The organism is Winogradskyella sp. HaHa_3_26 (genome assembly GCF_019278425.1).
GTDB lineage: Bacteria > Bacteroidota > Bacteroidia > Flavobacteriales > Flavobacteriaceae > Winogradskyella > Winogradskyella undariae.
In genome coordinates, this window is sequence record NZ_CP058981.1 from 2,017,132 (window position 1) to 2,035,766 (window position 18,635).

The following is an 18,635-nucleotide window of genomic DNA, read 5'->3' on the forward strand; positions in this document are numbered from 1 at the left end:
AAAACTATGGCAAAAGGAATTTTATTAGTCAATTTGGGTTCACCAGAGAGTCCAAATCCTAAAGATGTTAAGAAATATCTTGGGGAATTTTTAATGGATGAACGTGTTATTGATGTACCACTTTGGGCTAGAACGCTATTAGTAAAAGGTATTATTTTAAATACACGACCAAAAGCATCTGCAGCTGCATACAAGAAAATTTGGTGGGAAGATGGTTCGCCTTTAATTGTGTTATCTGAACGACTTCAAGAAAAAGTTCAAGAACAAGTAGAATATCCTATTGCATTAGCCATGCGTTATGGTAGTATGACGATTAAAAAAGGCTTACAAGAATTAGTCGATAAAGGTGTTGATGAGGTCTTTTTAGTACCATTATATCCTCAGTTTGCTATGGCAACTACCGAAACTATTTTGGTGTTAGCTGAAGAAATAAGACAAGAACATTTCCCTCAGTTAAAATTTTCAGATTTAAAAGCATTTTATAATAATCCAGAATATATCGAAGTACTTTCTAACAGTATTTCTAGAAGTATTGAAGGAAAAGATATCGATCATTTATTGTTTTCTTATCATGGAGTTCCTGAACGTCATATTAGAAAAAGTGATGTTACAAAATCGCATTGTAAAATTGATGGAAGTTGTTGTGCAACACCATCTAAAGCACATGAGTTTTGTTACAGACACCAATGTAAAGAGGTAACACGTTTGGTTGGGGAACATCTTAAATTGAAAGAGAGAACATACTCTACCAGTTTTCAATCGCGATTAGGTTTCGATCCATGGTTAAGACCTTATACAGATAGAACCATTGAGCGTTTTGGAAAAGAAGGGATTAAGAAAATGGCCATTGTAACGCCTGCGTTTGTTAGTGATTGTCTTGAAACTTTAGAAGAAATTGCTATGGAAGGTGAAGAGATTTTTCACGAAATGGGAGGAAAAGAATTTTCTACAGTTCCATGTTTAAATGATGATGCCGAATGGGTCAGTCTTTTAGCAAAATGGATTAATGAATGGGCAACTTCTAAATAGTTAAGTTAATTAATGGCAAAAGTGTCGTCAGAAGAATTAGGAAATCAACCAATTGGTCAATTGCTAATTAAGCAAGCTGTGCCTGCATCTATTGGAGTGTTGGTTATGTCTCTAAATGTTGTAGTTGATACTATTTTTGTTGGGCAATGGATTGGTGCCATTGCTATTGCAGCTATAAATATTGTATTACCTGTTTCGTTCTTTATTGCGGCTTTAGGAATGAGTGTTGGTGTTGGTGGAGCATCTATTATTTCTCGCGCACTTGGTGCTTCTAATTACGAGAAAGCTCTAAAAACTTTTGGAAACCAAATTACATTAGTTTTAGTATTAACCACATCTATTGTAGCGTTAGGCTTATTTTTTGTAGATGATATTATTCTGCTCTTTGGTGGTAAAGGCGAAATTTTTGCCCCTGCAAAAGTGTATTATAAAATTGTGCTTTACGGAATTCCTATGTTGGCCTTTTCTATGCTTGGTAATAATGTAATTAGAGCAGAAGGAAAACCAAAATTCGGAATGTATGCCATGATGATTCCATCGATTGGTAATTTACTTTTAGATTATATTTTTATCAATTTGTTGGGTTACGGAATGGCTGGTGCGGCATGGGCAACAACAATTTCTTATAGTTGCTCATTCTTATTTGTTGTTTGGTTTTTTAATTCAAAGCATTCAGAATTAAAAATAAGCTTATCACACTTTGGTCTTGATTTGTCTATTGTAAAAGAAATTGCAGCTTTGGGTTTTGTAACCTTGGCAAGACAAGCTGTTGTTAGCGTTACATACTTGTTTATGAATAATATTCTATTCAATTTAGGTGGTGCAACTTCTGTTACAGCATATGCTATTGTGGGTAGAATGTTAATGTTTGCTTTGTTTCCTGTACTTGGTGTAACTCAAGGTTTTTTACCAATTGCAGGATTTAATTATGGCGCTAAAAATTACGAACGTGTTAGGGAGAGTATTAATATTGCTATAAAATATGCCGCTATTTTAGCCTCTGTAATATTTGTAGTGCTTATGTTGTTTCCTGAGGCAATTACTAGGGTATTTACTTCAGATTTAGATGTTATAAGACAAACACCTTCTGCAATGCGCTGGGTTTTTGCTGCGACACCAATTATAGCATTGCAACTTATTGGTGCTGCTTATTTTCAGGCGATTGGTAAGGCCACACCTGCATTGTTACTTACGTTGTCTCGGCAAGGGTTTTTCTTTATTCCATTGATATTAATTTTACCAAAATTTTATGGTGAAATTGGCGTGTGGATGTCATTTCCTATTGCAGATGTTTTAGCTACAATTGTAACGGGCTATTTTTTAAATCGTGAAATCCGAAAAAATCTAATCAATAAAATAGTTTAAATTAGTGAGCTCATGGAGTATTACCAATATATAAAATCCTTTCATCTTATTTTTGTAATTACATGGTTTGCTGGGTTATTTTATATTCCTAGGTTGTTTGTGTATCAAATTGAAGCATCCGATAAGCCTTCACCCGAAAAAGAAATTTTAGGTAAACAATTAAAACTAATGGCAAAGCGATTGTGGTTTATTATCACTTGGCCTTCAGCAATTTTAGCGACTTTATTTGCTGTCATATTAATGATTTTAATGCCAAGCTGGTTTCAGCAAAGCTGGATGCATGTAAAACTCACGTTTGTATTGCTCTTATTTATTTACCATTATAAAACACATATTTATTTTAAGCAACTTCAAAATGATGAAGTAAAAGTAACTTCTAGTTTTATGCGTATTTGGAACGAAGGTGCAACATTTATACTCTTTGCTGTTGTTTTCTTGGTGATTCTTAAAAGTTCAATTAATTGGATTTTTGGTGTTGTAGGTATTTTTGTTTTGGGTATTTTAATTATGCTCGGGTTTAAGCTGTATAAAAATATGCGTTCTAAAAACCCAGAAGCTTAAAGGTGTCTTTAAAATTTTAATTAATTTGAAAATTAGACGTACTTGCTTTGGATTGATTATTGCTATCTTTAAGACTTGTAACTAAGAATTAAAAGACGCCCATTCATATTGGGTATTTCCATAATGATTAAACGCCTATCCTTAAGAGCCCGAATAGTTTTAAACATGATCCTTTTGGTCTTGTTGGCATCTGGTTTAATTGCAGCAGTAACGATTTATCAATATAGTGAAGAGGCTAAAGATTACCATAAAGAACGTTTAGAGCGAAAGGAAAAAGCCATTAAGCAAAGTATTGATTTTGTTATAAGGGAAACTACTTATCCTGTAACTACAGAAAATATTCCACTAATTTTTAAAGATGAAATATTTGAAATAGATGCCATTCATAATCTACAAATTAAACTATACGATCTCGATGGGCAATTACTAAAAAGTTCTAAACGAACCTTGCAGGTAGATCCAAATGAACGCTGTTTAGATGCTGAAATACTGAATGTTTTATCTAATACTTTAGAGCATCGTTATGTTTTAAAAAACAAAGTTTCGGGTCATACCTTTCAATCTTCGTATAGCTATATTATGGACGAAAAGTTTAAAAACATTGCAATTTTAAACTTACCGTATTTAGAAAATGATGACTTCTTTAATAAAGAGCTTAAGGAGTTTTTGTTTCGTTTAGCTTATGCTTATTTGGTACTTATTCTTGTTGCTATCATTTTTGCTTATTTCATCTCTAAGTTTATTACAAAATCACTTAAAACGATTAGTGATAAAATGAGTGAAACACGACTTGAAAAACGAAATAAGAAAATTGAAATTGAATCTTCTAGTGAAGAAATTGAAACGTTAGTAAATTCATATAATAGTATGATTGATGAGTTAGAGGCAAGTGCTGTTAAATTAGCGACCAATGAGCGAGAGCAAGCTTGGCGAGAAATGGCTAAACAGGTCGCTCACGAGATTAAAAATCCTTTAACACCGATGCGATTAACCGTTCAGAGTTTTGAACGAAAATTTGATCCACAAGATGAAAATATTCATCAAAAACTTAAAGAATATAGTAATACCCTTATACAGCAAATAGATATTTTGAGCTCTATTGCTTCTGCTTTTTCAAACTTTGCGAAAATGCCTGCGCAAAAAAGTGAAATTCTTAATGTGGCGCTTATTGTTAAGATGGCACTCGATATTTTTAATGAAGATTATATTGAATTTCATTCAGAAAAAGATGAGATTATAGCTAAGTTTGATAGAACACAATTAATTAGAGTTGTGACCAATTTAGTTAAAAATGGGATTCAATCGATTCCTGATAATTCTGAAAATTCAAAAATTTCTGTTTGTGTTTTTAGTGATAATACTAATGTGATTATTACTATTGAAGACAATGGTTCTGGTATACCAGACGATACTAAGGCTAAGATTTTTGAACCTAAATTTACTACTAAATCTAGTGGTATGGGACTTGGTTTAGGAATGGTTAAAAACATTGTAGAAACTTATAATGGAAGTATTACCTTTACATCACAACTAGGAAAAGGAACCATTTTTACAGTAACTTTTCCTAAGAATTAACTTTTTTAAAGTTTAAGAAGCTCTTGGTATATTAATCTAAACTTATTTTAGAGTTCTTAAATTAGTAAAGAAATTTAGATAATATAACAACTAGATTCCTTTTTTTTAAGAGGAATAAAAATAAACTTTCTATGAACTACGAAAATATTTTATCAGAACATTCTAACGGAATTACAACCATTACAATTAACAGACCTAAAAAGTTAAATGCTTTAAATAGAGCTACCATTCAAGAATTGCATGATGCTTTTGAAGCTGCTGATACAGATGGTGATACTAAGGTGGTCATTATTACAGGAAGTGGGGAGAAAGCCTTTGTCGCAGGTGCTGATATTAGTGAGTTTGCTGATTTTAATGTTGAAGAAGGAGGTGATTTAGCTGCTTATGGTCACGAAATTTTATTTGATTTTGTAGCTAATTTAAGTACACCGGTTATTGCTGCTGTAAATGGATTTGCTCTTGGTGGTGGATTAGAATTAGCTATGGCTTCTCATTTTAGATTGGCAAGTGATAATGCAAAAATGGGATTACCAGAAGTGTCTCTTGGCGTTATTCCAGGATATGGAGGTACACAACGTTTACCACAATTAGTAGGTAAGGGGAGAGCTATGGAAATGATTATGACAGCAGGTATGATTGACGCAAATAAAGCTTTAAGCTACGGTTTGGTGAATTATGTTGTGCCTCAAGAAGAATTATTACCTCTTGCTGAAAAGATTGCTAGTAAAATAATGCGCAACTCTTCTGTTGCCATTGCTGAGGCTATTGGTGCAATTAACGCAAATTATGATGACGGAGTCAATGGATTTGAGGTAGAGATTGAAGCTTTCGGTAATTGTTTTGGTACCGAAGATTTTGTTGAAGGTACTACGGCTTTTTTAGAAAAACGTAAGGCAGATTTTCCTGGAAAGTAATATTCCAGGGAAGTAATAAAATAATAGTCGTGTAAAATGTTATCTAACAATAGTTTTTTTAGATAACATTTTATATGATAAATAGATAGGAGCTACTAATATGAAGCTTGCTACAATAAAAGGGCTCATGATTGCTAATTGTATTTTGTAAAATTTGTACATGTCTTTATATCTTTATTTTAGGCAAATATATTGTGCGGTTACATAGCTTATAACATCTATTTTGTCATATTACTAATCTATATTAACCTCTTCTTTATGGGGTGATTAGCAGTATTTTGTTTTGTAAGTAGCAAAACTGTTATAGTAATAATTTTTGTTTATAATATGCTCTATTTTATACTCGTTTTAGAGTATGAAAAACTTCAAATAACAGAAAAAAGTAGGCTTAATTTCCTTTAATAAAGAACCATGAATTGGTATTGATTTTAAAAGCGCTTTAATAATTGAATAACAATTGTAAGATTATAATTGTTAGTGTCTAGTTTACAAAAAAAACTCCAAATTGCAATAGTATTTACTAGTGTGTTCAGGCAAATAAAGAATTGTTATTGAAATAATACATCAATGGAAGTTTTTATTGTAGTTGACTAATGGAGTGGGTAGATAAATAAAGGAAATTATGATCTGATATAATTGTCAAGGATTGAGTATTTTTAAAATAAGCAGGTATTAAATATCAATCTTTGTAATCTTAGGCTAAGTAAGATGAAACTTTTTTAAACAAAAAAAAGTGGGCTCTCTACAACCCACTTTTTGAACTAAATAAACTAATATAAACAACAATCTATATTCTGAAATTCTCGACAAACACTCTGTCATTTGATTTGATTTCGGCTGTGTAATTGCCTTTAAGTGTTTTGTCTAATTGGTACACACGATTTAAAACTTTACTTCCTTCTACAGTATCTGAAAGTATTAACTTTCCTTCATAATAAAGTTCAATATCCATTTTCTTTGTATCAAAATCTAATTTAGAAATTAATACTTTAGAGTCTTCAATTCTAACAACTGGTTTGAAAACTACTTTTCTGTCAATATTTAAATAAGAAACAATATTGTTTTTTACTTCAATAGTGTTAATTTCAATTTCATAATCTCTAGTGATTTCAACAGTGTATTTACCATTTTCTAATTGTGTGAAATTAAAAAGAGAAGTAAGGTTTCCGTTAAAATTAACTGTTCCACTATATAATACTTCACCATAAATATTAAACACTGAAATTAAATTTCCTTTTTTTACATAGTTAGAAGTTGGTACAACTTCTAAAGATTCGTTTGCGTAGCTTGTAAATGATCCTAACATCACAGCTAATACTAATATATATTTTAAAATACTTTTCATTATCTAATTATTTAAATATTGTAAACTAATTACATGTGCAAAGATATAGGGCATTGTAATTATAGAAAACAACGATTTTTGCTTATTTATATGCAATATTAACCATATCGATAATTGGAGTATTTAACAGGGTTAATTTAGTGTATATTAATGGTAATCTTACATAGGTTTGATGATTTGATCATTTTTTGAGGTCAATATTTAATACTTAACAATCGTAAATTCTACATTTTATATTTTATACCCTATAAGTTTTGGGGTTAATAGGCCTGGTTTTTAAAATACGTCTTCTGTTAGGTGTTTTTATTGTGGGGTAGGTATGTGAATTAGGTATTATGATGTGTAAATAAAATCAAAATAATAGATCCTTTGTATAAACATACAAAGGATCTATTATTTTTAATAGCATATATTTTCTATTACTTTATTGTAACTTAATGATGCAATCTTTATTTAATAATATTATGAATGGGTTTCATTTGTTTTTAAGTATTGTAAATAAATTATAAGCAAAAAAAAAGTGGGCACTTAGTGACCCACTTTTTACAAATAAACTAATATTTAAACAACAATTTATATTTTAAAATTCTCAACATATACTCTTTTATTAGATGTAACAATAGCAGAGTATTCTCCTTTTATTGTTTTATCTAATTTGTATATTCTATTTAATACTTTATTTCCAGAAATAGTTTCTGTGTGAATTAATTCATTTTCAAAATAAAGATCTACTTTCATGTCAGCAGAATTTAAAGCTAATTTTGAAATGATTATTCTGTTATCTTCTACTCTAAACACAGGCTTAAAAAACTTTTCACTTCCTTGGTTTATAAAACTAACAGTGTTGTTTTTAATTTCTACTGTATTGATTTCAATTTCATAATCTTTGTTTACCTCAATAGTATAAACTCCATCGTTTAATTGAGAGAAATCGTAAAGATTACTAATGTTTCCGTTAAAGTTAATTAGACCACTAAAAACTACTAATCCTGAAGAATCAGTTACAGTGATTGAATTTCCTTTTTTTAAATCATTAAAAGTAGGTGAAACTTCTAATGTTGAATTTGCGTAGCTTGTCAATGTTCCTAACATCACAGCTAATACTAAAATGTTTTTAAATAAATTTTTCATAATTTTCTTTTTTTGAGTTAAACTGGAATTTTAAAATTGACCTTAATCATTTTCGTTTGTTCTTTTTAAGTCGCGAATTTTATACTATTCAGTTCAAATGTTTTAACACTACAAAGGTATAGTGGTTCTTAGGTTTTGAAAACAAGCATGTTGGCTAATATATATACATAATTACCCTAACGCGTGTTATTATTGTATTATTAGGATAAAATAGTATATATTATTGGTAATTTTCTATAGGTTTTGAGTTTGAATAGATTTAACTTTGCCATAATTAATATATTATGAATACAAGAAAACCTACTTTAGAAAAAATAAGCCCTGAATTTGGAAGTTCCATCTTAGTAAGGAAGCATAAAATAGATGCATATAAAGGAGAAGTGAAGCCCTATTGGCATTTTCATCCTGAAATCGAATTGGTATACGTTAATAAAGGACAAGGTAAACGCCATATAGGTAATCATTTATCTTACTTTAATAATAGTCAGTTATTATTAATAGGATCTAATTTACCTCACAATGGTTTTACGGATCGTTTAACTATAAATGGTTCTGAAACCTTAGTGCAATTTAGACCAGAGTTTTTAGGAAATCATTTTTTTGATATTCCTGAGATGGAAGCGATTAATAAATTATTTGAACTTTCTAAAAAAGGAATTCTGTTTGGAGTCCCAACAAAGCTTAAGCTTGGGAAAAAAATTGAAAAGCTAAATGAGAAAACAGGATTTAAAAGAATACTTATTCTATTAGAGGTTTTACATGGTTTAGCTAAATCTGAAGACTATACCATATTAAATGCAGATGGTTTTGCTTTTGAAACAGAACCTCAAGACAGTGCTAAGATTGATATTATCTTTAAGCATGTGAACCAGAATTTTAAAGAACACATTAGTTTAGATGAAATTGCAGATAAAGTGAGTATGACGGTTCCTGCGTTTTGTCGTTATTTTAAAAAGGTAACAGGTAAGACTTTTACAAAGCTTGTTAACGAATATCGCGTTGTACATGCTACCAAACTACTTTCTGAAAGTCAAATGAGTATTGCAGATGTTAGTTTTGAATGTGGTTTTAATAACTTCTCTCACTTTAATAAATTGTTTAAAGAGTTTACGGGCAAAAGTGCTTCTAAGTATAGAGGAGAGCTAAAGTTAATGGTTCAGTAATATATAGGTATGGATGATAAAATAGAAAATGCAATCGCTTATTATACTAAGCAAGGTGATGCTATTTTAGCAAAAGTGAATTCTAGCAATAATTTAACGGCAGATGAGATTATTCATTATGGAGAAGAGATGTCTAAAATTGAATACAAGCTTACGGCGCTAGAAGTTGCAAGAGAGAGTTAGGTCTTTTTCTAGTTTTTATTGAGGTTATTAGTATTTGTAATCATTAAGGAGTAAAGGTTAATTAAATATATAAACTTAAAAGAGCGATTTTGAAAATTTTCAAAATCGCTCTTTTTTATTTCTGTCCTTCCCACTCGGCAAAAAACTGGTTTAAGAAGCCTTCCATATATAGATGTCTTTCTAAAGCAATCTTTTTACCTGTTTTGGTGTTGATTTTGTCTTTTAATAATAACAATTTTTCATAAAAATGATTAATTGTTGGTGCTTCAGAATTTTTATATTCTGATTTAGACATATTGAGATTGGGTTTAATTTCAGGATTATATAATGCCCTGTTTTTAAATCCGCCATAATTGAAACAGCGCGCAATACCAACAGCGCCAATGGCATCTAATCGATCAGCATCTTGTACAACTTCCATTTCTTTTGAAGAAAAACTAGTGTTTAAATCAAATGAATTTTTAAAAGACATGTTATCTATAATCTGAGTCACATGCTTAATAATCTCTCCATTAACATTTTGGCTTAATAGAAATGCGCTAGCAACTTTAGATCCCAAAGTCTCGTCTCCATTATGAAACTTAGGATCAGCTATATCATGTAATAATGCTGCTAATGAAACTATAGTTATATCTACATTTTCGTCCTTAGCAATTAACAAGCTGTTTTTGTAAACACGTTCAATATGGAACCAATCGTGTCCACCTTCTGCATTTTTAAGTTCCGTTTTAACGAAGTTAATAGTTGCTTCAATGAGTTGTGTGTCTGTTGCTGTCATTCTAAAATATTATGCAGGATCTACCCACTTAAATTGAAATGAGTTTTCAGGAATCTTCATACGTTCTGATAAGCGATACATTCTAGGAGGTAACTTCATTAAGTAATCTCTTGCTTTTTCTGCCTCTTCGTTTAAACCGGTCATATTTCCTATTTCCCAACGATCAATTAATTTCTGTAAAATATCTACATAATCGTTAGAAGTATACACGCCAATACGTTGTGCTGTGTTAGAAAATTCTTCAAAAGCAGTTCCGATACTTTCACCCGATTCTCTTAAAAAGTGTGCAGGCATCGCAATTTTACGTTTCATCATATCATGAAAAGCCATCATCATTTGGCTCGGATCTACAGCAAAAATACGTTCTACAAATTCTGAATACGCATGGTGGTGACGCATTTCATCTCCAGAAATAATCTTACACATCTTAGCTAATTGTCTATTCCCTTTTTGCTTAGCCATCTTAGCCACACGGTTGTGAGAAATATATGTTGCTAGTTCTTGAAAACTAGTATATACAAAGTTTTTATAAGGATCTCTACCTGTACCAATATCAAAACCATCATTAATTAAATATTGTGTGGTTTTTTCAATTTCACGCATATTTACACGTCCAGATAGGTATAAGTATTTGTTTAAAACATCTCCATGTCTATTTTCTTCACCTGTCCAATGTCTTAACCAAGTAGACCATCCGTTACGTTCAATTTGGTCAACACCTTCTACGTCCATTAGCCAAGATTCGTAACTTGGTAAAGCTTCTTCAGTTATCATATCACCAACTAAAACGACCCAGAAATCATAAGGTAATTCTTTAGAGAGTTCTCTAATTTCTTTTACTTCTTCAAAAAATGAATCTTTTGTAGAGTCTGGTAAAAAATCAGTGGGTTGCCAGATTTTTTCAACAGGAATTAAATATTTTTCAATTAAGGATTGTACATCTTTTTCAAGATGTTGCATCACTTCTAGTCTTACATTTTTTAACGACATCTCTTAGGGTTTTTTTGAGAAGATTATTTCTCGATTGCATTAATAATAGTTTGTTCTACTTGCTGAATTAATTCAGTCTTATCTGTAAAGTTAGTAATTTCTACGGGCTTATGTACCGTAAATTTCATATGATTTCCTATTCCCATAGGGAAATTACCATAGCGCAGCATCTTCCAAGAGTTGTTTACAGTGACCGGAACTATAAGTGCTGACGGTATTTTTTTAATCAACATTTCTAATCCTTTAGTCTTAAAAGGTTTTGGTTTTCCGTCTTTACTTCGTGTTCCTTCAGGAAAAATAACAGCTGCTCTTTTTGTTTTTTCAATATAAGATCCAAAAGTCATCATAGCAGACAATGATTGTCTTGGATTCTTTCGGTCTATTAAAACAGAGCCACCATGTCTAAGATTATGAGACACACTTGGGATTCCTTTTCCTAATTCAATTTTAGATACAAATTTTACATGATGTTTACGCATATACCACATAATTGGTGATATATCGAACATACTTTGGTGATTAGAAACGATAATTAAAGGGCGGTCTGTGCTTAAGTTGTAAGGGGTGTTAAATGAAATTCTTGTACCTAAAAGATTTAGGCAGCGCATAATGAAAAACTGTAAAGTATCTACTGTGTTTTTTAATGCTTTATAGCCAAATACCTTAAAGCTAATCCATTGAATAGGGTGAAACACGACCAAGGTGAAGCCAAAGCACAAATAGAATATAACCGAAAGTGGATAGGCTAATAGTTTTCTCATTCAGCAAAAATATAAAATGTTAGGCATAAAAAAACTGTCATTTTAAATTTTCATGTTGTAATCAACAATATTTAAAATGACAGCCTTTAATAAGTATTGAAACTTTAAGTTTCGTTTACTCTAGCAATACTCGTTATAAGCATCTTTAAGGTTTTCTGCGATTAACTCAGCAGGACGACCTTCAATATGGTGACGTTCTAACATGTGTACTAATTCACCATCTTTAAATAAAGCCATACATGGAGAACTTGGGGGAAAAGGAACCATATGTGCTCTTGCTGCATCAACGGCTTCTTTATCTACACCTGCAAAAACAGTAACGATATGGTCTGGTTTTTTTGCGTTTTCTAAGCTCATTCTAGATCCAGGTCTAGCATTTGCTGCTGCACATCCACAAACAGAGTTTACAACGACTAAAGTTGTTCCTTCTTTTGCAATAGCACTCTCTACAGCTTCTGTTGTATGTAATTCTTCAAAACCAACTTTGGTTAAATCCTCACGCATTGGTTTTACTAATTCTGCTGGGTACATATTTTTTTCTTTTTAATTAATCTTTTTTGAATTGCAAAGATAATGAAAAATAGTGGGCAGAATTCAATAGCTAGTTGTCAGTTTAAATGATGGTATTTTGGTTTTCAATAGTGGTGTAAAACTATCGGCTAAATGTGAGTAGAAAACCATCTGCTGCAACACCTTCGTCTAATATAAGTTGCGTTGCTGTTAAGGTAGTAATTGCGTGATTAATACCATGATTATGTATAACTAAATATCCCACCTCTCCAGTGGTTGTAAGCACTTGAAAATCATAATCTCCAGAAGATAAACCATCATAAATAACAGCTTCGGTGTTATTATTGGTCACTGTTAATTGTAAATTATCAGTATCAAAATCCCATGTTATAAGTCCTATTTCAAAATCGTTATCTACACCAGCGAAACCGCCAGAAACATTTATTAAAGACCAAGGACCATTAAGAGTCGCGTTTGTGTTTTGCTGTGCGTCGTCATCAGAATTGCAGCCAAAAGTAATTAGTGTTAGGATTAGAATGTATAATTTAGATTTCATAATATGAATTGTTGATTGTATTTAAAAGATACCAAATTATATAAAAGGTTGCGTACAAAAACGTAACAAAATGTAATTTCATACAACTAACAAATAGTATCTTTGAATTTCAAAAAAAAGAATAGATGAGTTTTGCAAAATGGATTGGTGGTGCTTTAGGATGGTCTTTTGGTGGTCCTATCGGTGCTATTATAGGATTAGCTTTGGGTAGTTTTGTTGATAATATAGCAGATAAAGGAGCTACTTTACTTAATGATGGTGAAAAAGGAAAGCAAGATCCATACAGAACAACGCAAACTAGACCGCGAACGCAAACCCAATCAGGGGATTTTGAAGTAAGCCTCTTAATTTTAGCTTCTGTTGTTATAAAAGCTGATGGTAAACAAGACCAACGTGAGCTTGATTTTGTGCGTCAGCAATTTGTTAATATGTATGGTAAGGATCGTGCTAATAAATCTTTTGAATTATTTAAACGTATAAGTAAGCAAGAAATTTCTACACGACAAGTTTGTTTGCAGATCAAACAAATGATGGATCATGCATCGCGTTTGCAATTGCTTCATTTTTTATTCGGAATAGCAAAAGCAGATGGTATTGTTACTGAAGATGAGTTGAATCAGATTTATATGATTACGGGTTATCTAGGAATAAGCAACAGAGATTACCAAAGTATTAAAGCGATGTTTTATAATAGTAGTGATAATGCTTATAAAATTCTTGAAATAGATAAGTCTGTAACTGATACAGAAGTTAAAAAAGCATATCGTTCTATGGCTAAAAAATACCATCCCGATCGTGTAGGTCACTTAGGTAAAGAGCATCAACAAGGTGCTGAGGCTAAGTTTAGACAGGTACAAGAGGCTTATGAGCACATTCAGAAAGAACGTGGCTTTAAGTAGATTTTTGATTATTAGATAAATTAAGTAGATTTTACTCTTTTCTCTCTTTTTCTTTTTGGCGTTTTTCTATGTATTTAAAGTAGCGCATAGATTTGTATTTATTATAGATAAAAACACATAGGACAACAAATCCTACTATAATTAATCCGTTTTTGCCAGTAATATAACTCAGTAGTTTCATGATTATTTTTAAAATTTTTAGCTCAGTCGTTTTTTACGGCTAAATCTTTCGTTGTTATTTAGTAATAATTAGCAAAGATATTTGATTTATCCTCTAAACAGGAAGAAGTCATCTTTCATATCTTCAATTTGCGAATCCTCATTAGTTATAATATAATCGATGGCTTTTGAGGTAAATTCATTTCCTTTTTTAGTTAAGGAAACGATGTTTTTCTCAATAAGAATCATATTATTTTTCTGTGCTAAATCTAAGACGCTTCTCGCTCGAACTTTTTGCCAATTAATATGTTCGTAAAGATGATTAACGTGGCGTTCTTCTAGCTCTTCATGATTCTTTAGGTGTAGTAGGAAAGTTAATAAAGATACTTCTGTGCGTTGTTGACGTTCTCTATACATTACGGCAATAATACCTTTTGAAGGTGCAAATAAATAAACCAGTAAGAATACAATACCAAGCATAGTTGTTATTGATCCGGCGATTGACGCATCTAGCCAATGTGCTACCCAATACCCAAATACAGCACTAAATACGCCAAAGCTAATGGCTAAAGCAAGCATTTTCTTTAAATCGGTGGTGAGTAAATAGGCCGAAGCTGCTGGTGCAATCATAAGTGCAACGACCAAAATAGCGCCAACGGCATCAAAGGCACCAACCGTAGTTACGGATGATACAGACATTAATCCGTAATGGATAATTGCTGGTGAAAACCCGAGAGAAGCAGATAGTCCTGTGTCAAATGTGCTTACTTTTAATTCTTTAAAAAATAAGATTAATAGTGATATTGTAACGAGTAAAATTGAACCAATTACCCAAAGTGATTTTGGTCCTACATCTGTACCGCCGATTAATAATCTATCAAAAGGGGCAAAGGCTAATTCACCTAATAAAACGGCATCGACATCTAGGTGTACATCATTAGCGTTTTTTGCAATAAGAATGACGCCAATACTAAATAATGCAGGAAACACTAAACCAATTGCTGTGTCTTCTTTTACTAAGCCTGTTTTCTGAATATATTCAACTAAGACAACGGTAATAATTCCGGTTAAAGCCGCTAAAAGAATAAGTACAGGTGAATTTAAATCTTGTGTAACAAAAAAGCCAATCACTATTCCTGGTAATATAGCGTGACTTATGGCATCGCTAATCATAGCCATTTTTCTCAGCACTAAAAATGTTCCTGGGATGGCACAAGCAATGGCAACTAAACTTGCTATAAGTTGTATTTCTATTTGAGCACTATTCATCTTCTGTCTCTTGTTTAGTGTACAAATTTGCGGCAGTTTCAAAGCCGATTTGTGTTAAGTTCCACATACTTCCGTTACGTTCTACATAGTTTTTATCTACTAATTTTTGAAGGGTGCTTTTGGTGTAACCTTGAAAATTATTTAAAAGTTTAATCTTGTGTGGATGCGAAATATTATCATGTGTTTCTGCAATATGATACATAAAGGCTAACGTTTTATGTAATTCTAAATCGCGTCTGTTTTTTAAGACTCTAATTTGTTTGAATAGTAAGCCTCTGCTTGGTGAAAATATAAATGAAAATGCAACAAACACACTTGCTACAAGCACAATGACAGGACCTGTAGATAAATTGTTCTGAGTAGAGCTAATTGCAGTTCCAAAAACTCCTGAAAATGCACCGAATATTGCTGCTAAAAATACCATTTTTGCTAAACTATTAGTCCATTGTCTAGCAGCTGCTGCGGGTGCTAAAAGCATAGCACTCATTAATACAACGCCGACAGTTTGTAGCCCTAATACAATCGCTAATACAATAAAAACAGTAATAAGAATATCTATGAATTTGGTGTTAAAACCAAGTGTTTTTGTATAATCAGCATCAAAGAGTAAGAGTTTAAATTCTTTCCAAAAAGTTAACATTACTATTAAACAAAGTCCGGTAACGATAGCCATCATCCAAACGTCACTTTCTACTAAAGTTGCTGCTTGCCCAAAAAGATATTTGTCTAAACCTGCTTGGTTGGCATTGGGTTGTTTTTGAATAAAGGTGAGTAATAACATTCCGAAACCAAAAAATACAGATAAAATAAGTCCTAATGCGGTGTCAGATTTTAAATGGGTTTTAGTGACGATGCTTTTTATCCAAAAGGTTCCAATAAGTCCACTGACAAGTGCACCTACTAAAAGCGTGTTGGTGTCTTTTGCTCCTGTAATTAAAAAAGCAATTGCGATACCAGGTAAGGCAGCATGCGAAATGGCATCACCTAATAAACTTTGTTTTCTTAGTACAGCAAAACTCCCTAGCATTCCGGTAATAGCACCTAAAATTGCCGTTCCTAATGTTATGGTTCTAAGCGTGTAATCTGTAAAGACTAATTCTATGTATTTTGATATGTCCATAATTCCTGAGAAATCAGGGATTTTATATTTTATTTTTCATTCCTACTAAGATAGGAATCTATTTTAGACCTTTGTTTCTGTTTTTTAGATTCCTGTCTTCGCAGGAATAGTATCTATTCCTGAATACTCACTTGGTAATTAATACCATAAGTTTTCGTCAGGTTATCATCATTAAAAATATCTTTTACAGGACCTGTGGCAATTTTCTTCACATTTAAAAAAGTTACCCAATCAAAATATTCGGGTACCGTTTGCAAATCATGATGCACTACAATAACTGTTTTTCCTGCTTTTCTCAATTCTTTTAAAATATTGATAATCGCTATTTCGGTAGTTGCATCTACACCTTGAAAAGGTTCATCCATAAAATAAATAGAAGCATTTTGTACCAAAGCACGTGCTAAGAAAATACGTTGTTGTTGACCTCCAGAAAGTTGACTAATTTGTCGGCTTTTAAAAGCTAGCATGCCCACTTTTTCTAAAGCTTCTAAAGCTGATTTTTTTTCTTTCTGACCAGGGCGTTTTATCCATCCTAAACTTCCATAAGTTCCCATCATAACAACATCTAAGGCGGTAGTTGGAAAATCCCAATCTACACTTCCTTTTTGTGGTACATAGGCTACTAATTTACGTTGTTTTTCGTACGATTTGCCATAAATAGTTACACTACCAGCAATGGGTTTTAGGATCCCTAATATCGATTTTATAAGTGTTGATTTCCCAGCGCCATTTGGTCCTACAATGGCCATAAGTACACCTTCAGGAATTTCTAAATCAATATCCCAAAGTACAGGTTTGTAGTTGTAGGCTACGGTTAAATCGTCAACTTTTACGGCTATTTTATCCATTATTTAAGTGCATTAACAATTGTATTCACATTATATTCAAACATTCCAATGTAAGTTCCTTCCACTGTCCCTGTGGTTCCGAGGGCATCGGAATATAACGTTCCACCTATTTTTACATCATGTCCTTTTGAATTAACGGATGCTTGTAAAGCTTCAATAGTTCGTTTTGGTACTGAGCTTTCTATAAATATAGCTTTAATTTGTTTGTCTATAATAAAGGTAGCTAATTTTTGAACATCTTGTACACCAGCTTCTGTTGCGGTAGATATGCCTTGCAAACCAACAACTTCAAAACCGTAAGCTTTTCCAAAATAATTAAAGGCATCATGTGCAGTAACTAAAACTCTTTTTTCTTTTGGAAGTGTTTCTATCGTTTGTTTTATGGTATTTTGAAGTGCTTCAAGCTTTATGATATAAGCATTTTTGTTTGCTTCATATTTAGCAGCATTTGTTGGGTCTTTTTCAGCTAAAACCGCAGCTGTTTTTTCTGCAAATTGTTCAAAATAATTAATATCGAACCAAACATGTGGGTCGTAATTTGAAGCAAAATATTCAGACCCTATAAGTGTTTTCTTATCTAATGCATCTGCAAGTGCTATGGTTGTTTTATTTGAACTTTCCATTTTTTCAAGTACTTCAACCAATTTACCTTCTAAATGTAAGCCGCTATAAAAAATAATATCAGCATTAACTAATTTAGAAACATCGCCTTCGCTGGCTTTGTAAAGGTGAGGATCTACACCAGAGCCCATTAATCCTTGTGCATTTACCATACCTCCACCAATATTTTGAACTAAATCGGTAAGCATAGTGGTTGTGGTAACTATATTTAGTTTTCCATTATCTTTAGCATTATTGTCTTTACAGGCTGTAAAAATGAGAATGATAGCTAAAAGGGAAATTATTTTTTTCATAGGTCTAAATATTTATTACGAATATACTAAATATTGAAATATCTATCGTTAGTTTTAAATTCAATTTTATAAGGAATAGAATTATTAAGATCTGATTTCAGATTTAAGTGTTTTATATAGTTGTGTTTGCTTTTTATTATGACCACCCTCTTGTTCTGTAAAATTTAAATAGGCTAGAGCTGCACGACTTAATTCGGATTGTAATATTGTTTTATCTGTGTGCTCTGAGTTTTTAAAATGTAAGATAAAATAGATCTTTCGTTTTAGCATCTTTTCTACCTCTGATAAATTGCCTAACTCTTCGTATGTGTTTATAAGGTTGTTACACGAAACAAGATATATTTGAGCAAACGGTATGCCTAGTTCTTTACAGCTTGAAGGATGATTGTTTAGAACTTCAGATCTGTAAATTGCATTTTTATAATCTATTAACGCTTTTTCGAATTGTTTTTCTTCGAATAATTGATTAGAAATCTTTGTTCTTGTTTTCCAATAATTTTCAATATGGTTTAGACAAATATCGCTCATGAGTTTTTATTGTTATAATTCATAGTTAATGAGGTCT

The 18,635-nt window shown here is 31.8% G+C and carries 20 protein-coding genes; 8 read left to right on the forward strand and 12 right to left on the reverse strand.

Going from position 1 to position 18,635, the window contains the following annotated elements; all coding sequences use genetic code 11:
* Window positions 1-6: 6 nt before the first annotated feature.
* The 5 genes from hemH (at window position 7) to H0I32_RS08735 (ending at window position 5,444) form a co-directional block, all read left to right on the forward strand.
* On the forward strand, window positions 7-1,029 hold the full coding sequence (gene hemH / locus H0I32_RS08715; RefSeq protein ID WP_179314107.1) for a ferrochelatase: 1,023 nt from the start codon (window positions 7-9) through the stop codon (window positions 1,027-1,029).
* Between the two features lie 12 nt (window positions 1,030-1,041).
* The gene (locus H0I32_RS08720; RefSeq protein ID WP_179314106.1) at window positions 1,042-2,394 is read left to right on the forward strand and encodes an MATE family efflux transporter; all 1,353 of its coding nucleotides are present in this window, start codon (window positions 1,042-1,044) and stop codon (window positions 2,392-2,394) included.
* Window positions 2,395-2,406: 12 nt separating this feature from the next.
* Complete coding sequence (locus tag H0I32_RS08725; RefSeq protein WP_173587736.1) at window positions 2,407-2,955, forward strand: CopD family protein; 549 nt, start codon at window positions 2,407-2,409, stop codon at window positions 2,953-2,955.
* A 165-nt stretch (window positions 2,956-3,120) separates the two neighbouring features.
* Window positions 3,121-4,530, forward strand: a complete 1,410-nt coding sequence (locus tag H0I32_RS08730; RefSeq protein ID WP_179314236.1) for a sensor histidine kinase — start codon at window positions 3,121-3,123, stop codon at window positions 4,528-4,530.
* Window positions 4,531-4,661: 131 nt separating this feature from the next.
* Entirely contained in the window at window positions 4,662-5,444 is a 783-nt protein-coding gene (locus H0I32_RS08735) for an enoyl-CoA hydratase/isomerase family protein (RefSeq protein WP_179314105.1), read from the forward strand.
* Window positions 5,445-6,231: 787 nt separating this feature from the next.
* On the opposite strand, the gene H0I32_RS08740 is transcribed toward H0I32_RS08735, so the two are convergent.
* Complete coding sequence (locus H0I32_RS08740) at window positions 6,232-6,789, reverse strand: hypothetical protein (protein WP_179314104.1); 558 nt, start codon at window positions 6,787-6,789, stop codon at window positions 6,232-6,234.
* 573 nt (window positions 6,790-7,362) lie between these two features.
* Window positions 7,363-7,920 carry a hypothetical protein gene (locus H0I32_RS08745; RefSeq protein WP_179314103.1) on the reverse strand — a complete coding sequence of 186 codons (558 nt, stop codon included), beginning with the start codon at window positions 7,918-7,920 and terminating at the stop codon, window positions 7,363-7,365.
* A 284-nt stretch (window positions 7,921-8,204) separates the two neighbouring features.
* Here H0I32_RS08745 and H0I32_RS08750 point away from each other — a divergent pair, with 284 nt between their 5' ends.
* Window positions 8,205-9,083 (forward strand): AraC family transcriptional regulator, encoded by an 879-nt coding sequence (locus tag H0I32_RS08750; protein ID WP_173587740.1) that lies wholly within the window; start codon window positions 8,205-8,207, stop codon window positions 9,081-9,083.
* Window positions 9,084-9,092: 9 nt separating this feature from the next.
* Window positions 9,093-9,266: a hypothetical protein gene (locus H0I32_RS08755; RefSeq protein WP_173587741.1), complete on the forward strand. Its 174-nt coding sequence runs from the start codon at window positions 9,093-9,095 to the stop codon at window positions 9,264-9,266.
* 115 nt (window positions 9,267-9,381) lie between these two features.
* On the opposite strand, the gene H0I32_RS08760 is transcribed toward H0I32_RS08755, so the two are convergent.
* The 5 genes from H0I32_RS08760 to H0I32_RS08780 all read right to left on the reverse strand — a co-directional run bounded on the left by H0I32_RS08760 (window position 9,382) and on the right by H0I32_RS08780 (window position 12,861).
* Window positions 9,382-10,044, reverse strand: a complete 663-nt coding sequence (locus H0I32_RS08760; protein ID WP_179314102.1) for an HD domain-containing protein — start codon at window positions 10,042-10,044, stop codon at window positions 9,382-9,384.
* A gap of 9 nt (window positions 10,045-10,053) precedes the next feature.
* Window positions 10,054-11,034, reverse strand: a complete 981-nt coding sequence (locus H0I32_RS08765) for an acyl-ACP desaturase (protein WP_173587743.1) — start codon at window positions 11,032-11,034, stop codon at window positions 10,054-10,056.
* 23 nt (window positions 11,035-11,057) lie between these two features.
* A complete protein-coding gene (locus tag H0I32_RS08770; RefSeq protein WP_179314101.1) occupies window positions 11,058-11,795 on the reverse strand; it encodes a lysophospholipid acyltransferase family protein in 738 nt (245 codons plus the stop codon).
* A 120-nt stretch (window positions 11,796-11,915) separates the two neighbouring features.
* Complete coding sequence (locus tag H0I32_RS08775) at window positions 11,916-12,326, reverse strand: BrxA/BrxB family bacilliredoxin (RefSeq protein WP_173587745.1); 411 nt, start codon at window positions 12,324-12,326, stop codon at window positions 11,916-11,918.
* 121 nt (window positions 12,327-12,447) lie between these two features.
* Window positions 12,448-12,861, reverse strand: coding sequence for a hypothetical protein (locus H0I32_RS08780; RefSeq protein WP_179314100.1), 414 nt, complete (start codon window positions 12,859-12,861; stop codon window positions 12,448-12,450).
* 125 nt (window positions 12,862-12,986) lie between these two features.
* Between H0I32_RS08780 and H0I32_RS08785 the strand changes: the two genes are divergently transcribed.
* Entirely contained in the window at window positions 12,987-13,760 is a 774-nt protein-coding gene (locus tag H0I32_RS08785; RefSeq protein WP_179314099.1) for a TerB family tellurite resistance protein, read from the forward strand.
* A 267-nt stretch (window positions 13,761-14,027) separates the two neighbouring features.
* Here the strand turns inward: H0I32_RS08785 and H0I32_RS08790 are convergent, their stop codons facing one another.
* From H0I32_RS08790 to H0I32_RS08810, 5 genes are all read right to left on the reverse strand, one after another.
* The gene (locus H0I32_RS08790; protein ID WP_173587748.1) at window positions 14,028-15,188 is read right to left on the reverse strand and encodes a metal ABC transporter permease; all 1,161 of its coding nucleotides are present in this window, start codon (window positions 15,186-15,188) and stop codon (window positions 14,028-14,030) included.
* The gene (locus H0I32_RS08795; protein WP_179314098.1) at window positions 15,181-16,308 is read right to left on the reverse strand and encodes a metal ABC transporter permease; all 1,128 of its coding nucleotides are present in this window, start codon (window positions 16,306-16,308) and stop codon (window positions 15,181-15,183) included. Before H0I32_RS08795 ends, H0I32_RS08790 begins: the two co-directional genes overlap by 8 nt.
* A 113-nt stretch (window positions 16,309-16,421) precedes the next feature.
* Window positions 16,422-17,156: a metal ABC transporter ATP-binding protein gene (locus H0I32_RS08800; RefSeq protein ID WP_173587750.1), complete on the reverse strand. Its 735-nt coding sequence runs from the start codon at window positions 17,154-17,156 to the stop codon at window positions 16,422-16,424.
* Window positions 17,156-18,070, reverse strand: a complete 915-nt coding sequence (locus tag H0I32_RS08805) for a metal ABC transporter solute-binding protein, Zn/Mn family (RefSeq protein WP_179314097.1) — start codon at window positions 18,068-18,070, stop codon at window positions 17,156-17,158. The genes H0I32_RS08800 and H0I32_RS08805 overlap by 1 nt, the downstream gene beginning before the upstream one ends.
* 84 nt (window positions 18,071-18,154) lie before the next feature.
* The gene (locus H0I32_RS08810; protein ID WP_179314096.1) at window positions 18,155-18,598 is read right to left on the reverse strand and encodes a tetratricopeptide repeat protein; all 444 of its coding nucleotides are present in this window, start codon (window positions 18,596-18,598) and stop codon (window positions 18,155-18,157) included.
* Between the last annotated feature and the right edge of the window lie 37 nt (window positions 18,599-18,635).

Bases quoted from the DNA above. Each gene is read 5' to 3' on its own strand.
- hemH (WP_179314107.1), top strand. From the start codon at position 7: ATGGCAAAAGGAATTTTATTAGTCAATTTGGGTTCACCAGAGAGTCCA.
- H0I32_RS08720 (WP_179314106.1), top strand. From the start codon at position 1,042: ATGGCAAAAGTGTCGTCAGAAGAATTAGGAAATCAACCAATTGGTCAA.
- H0I32_RS08725 (WP_173587736.1), top strand. From the start codon at position 2,407: ATGGAGTATTACCAATATATAAAATCCTTTCATCTTATTTTTGTAATT.
- H0I32_RS08730 (WP_179314236.1), top strand. From the start codon at position 3,121: ATGATCCTTTTGGTCTTGTTGGCATCTGGTTTAATTGCAGCAGTAACG.
- H0I32_RS08735 (WP_179314105.1), top strand. From the start codon at position 4,662: ATGAACTACGAAAATATTTTATCAGAACATTCTAACGGAATTACAACC.
- H0I32_RS08740 (WP_179314104.1), bottom strand. From the start codon at position 6,789: ATGAAAAGTATTTTAAAATATATATTAGTATTAGCTGTGATGTTAGGA.
- H0I32_RS08745 (WP_179314103.1), bottom strand. From the start codon at position 7,920: ATGAAAAATTTATTTAAAAACATTTTAGTATTAGCTGTGATGTTAGGA.
- H0I32_RS08750 (WP_173587740.1), top strand. From the start codon at position 8,205: ATGAATACAAGAAAACCTACTTTAGAAAAAATAAGCCCTGAATTTGGA.
- H0I32_RS08755 (WP_173587741.1), top strand. From the start codon at position 9,093: ATGGATGATAAAATAGAAAATGCAATCGCTTATTATACTAAGCAAGGT.
- H0I32_RS08760 (WP_179314102.1), bottom strand. From the start codon at position 10,044: ATGACAGCAACAGACACACAACTCATTGAAGCAACTATTAACTTCGTT.
- H0I32_RS08765 (WP_173587743.1), bottom strand. From the start codon at position 11,034: ATGTCGTTAAAAAATGTAAGACTAGAAGTGATGCAACATCTTGAAAAA.
- H0I32_RS08770 (WP_179314101.1), bottom strand. From the start codon at position 11,795: ATGAGAAAACTATTAGCCTATCCACTTTCGGTTATATTCTATTTGTGC.
- H0I32_RS08775 (WP_173587745.1), bottom strand. From the start codon at position 12,326: ATGTACCCAGCAGAATTAGTAAAACCAATGCGTGAGGATTTAACCAAA.
- H0I32_RS08780 (WP_179314100.1), bottom strand. From the start codon at position 12,861: ATGAAATCTAAATTATACATTCTAATCCTAACACTAATTACTTTTGGC.
- H0I32_RS08785 (WP_179314099.1), top strand. From the start codon at position 12,987: ATGAGTTTTGCAAAATGGATTGGTGGTGCTTTAGGATGGTCTTTTGGT.
- H0I32_RS08790 (WP_173587748.1), bottom strand. From the start codon at position 15,188: ATGAATAGTGCTCAAATAGAAATACAACTTATAGCAAGTTTAGTTGCC.
- H0I32_RS08795 (WP_179314098.1), bottom strand. From the start codon at position 16,308: ATGGACATATCAAAATACATAGAATTAGTCTTTACAGATTACACGCTT.
- H0I32_RS08800 (WP_173587750.1), bottom strand. From the start codon at position 17,156: ATGGATAAAATAGCCGTAAAAGTTGACGATTTAACCGTAGCCTACAAC.
- H0I32_RS08805 (WP_179314097.1), bottom strand. From the start codon at position 18,070: ATGAAAAAAATAATTTCCCTTTTAGCTATCATTCTCATTTTTACAGCC.
- H0I32_RS08810 (WP_179314096.1), bottom strand. From the start codon at position 18,598: ATGAGCGATATTTGTCTAAACCATATTGAAAATTATTGGAAAACAAGA.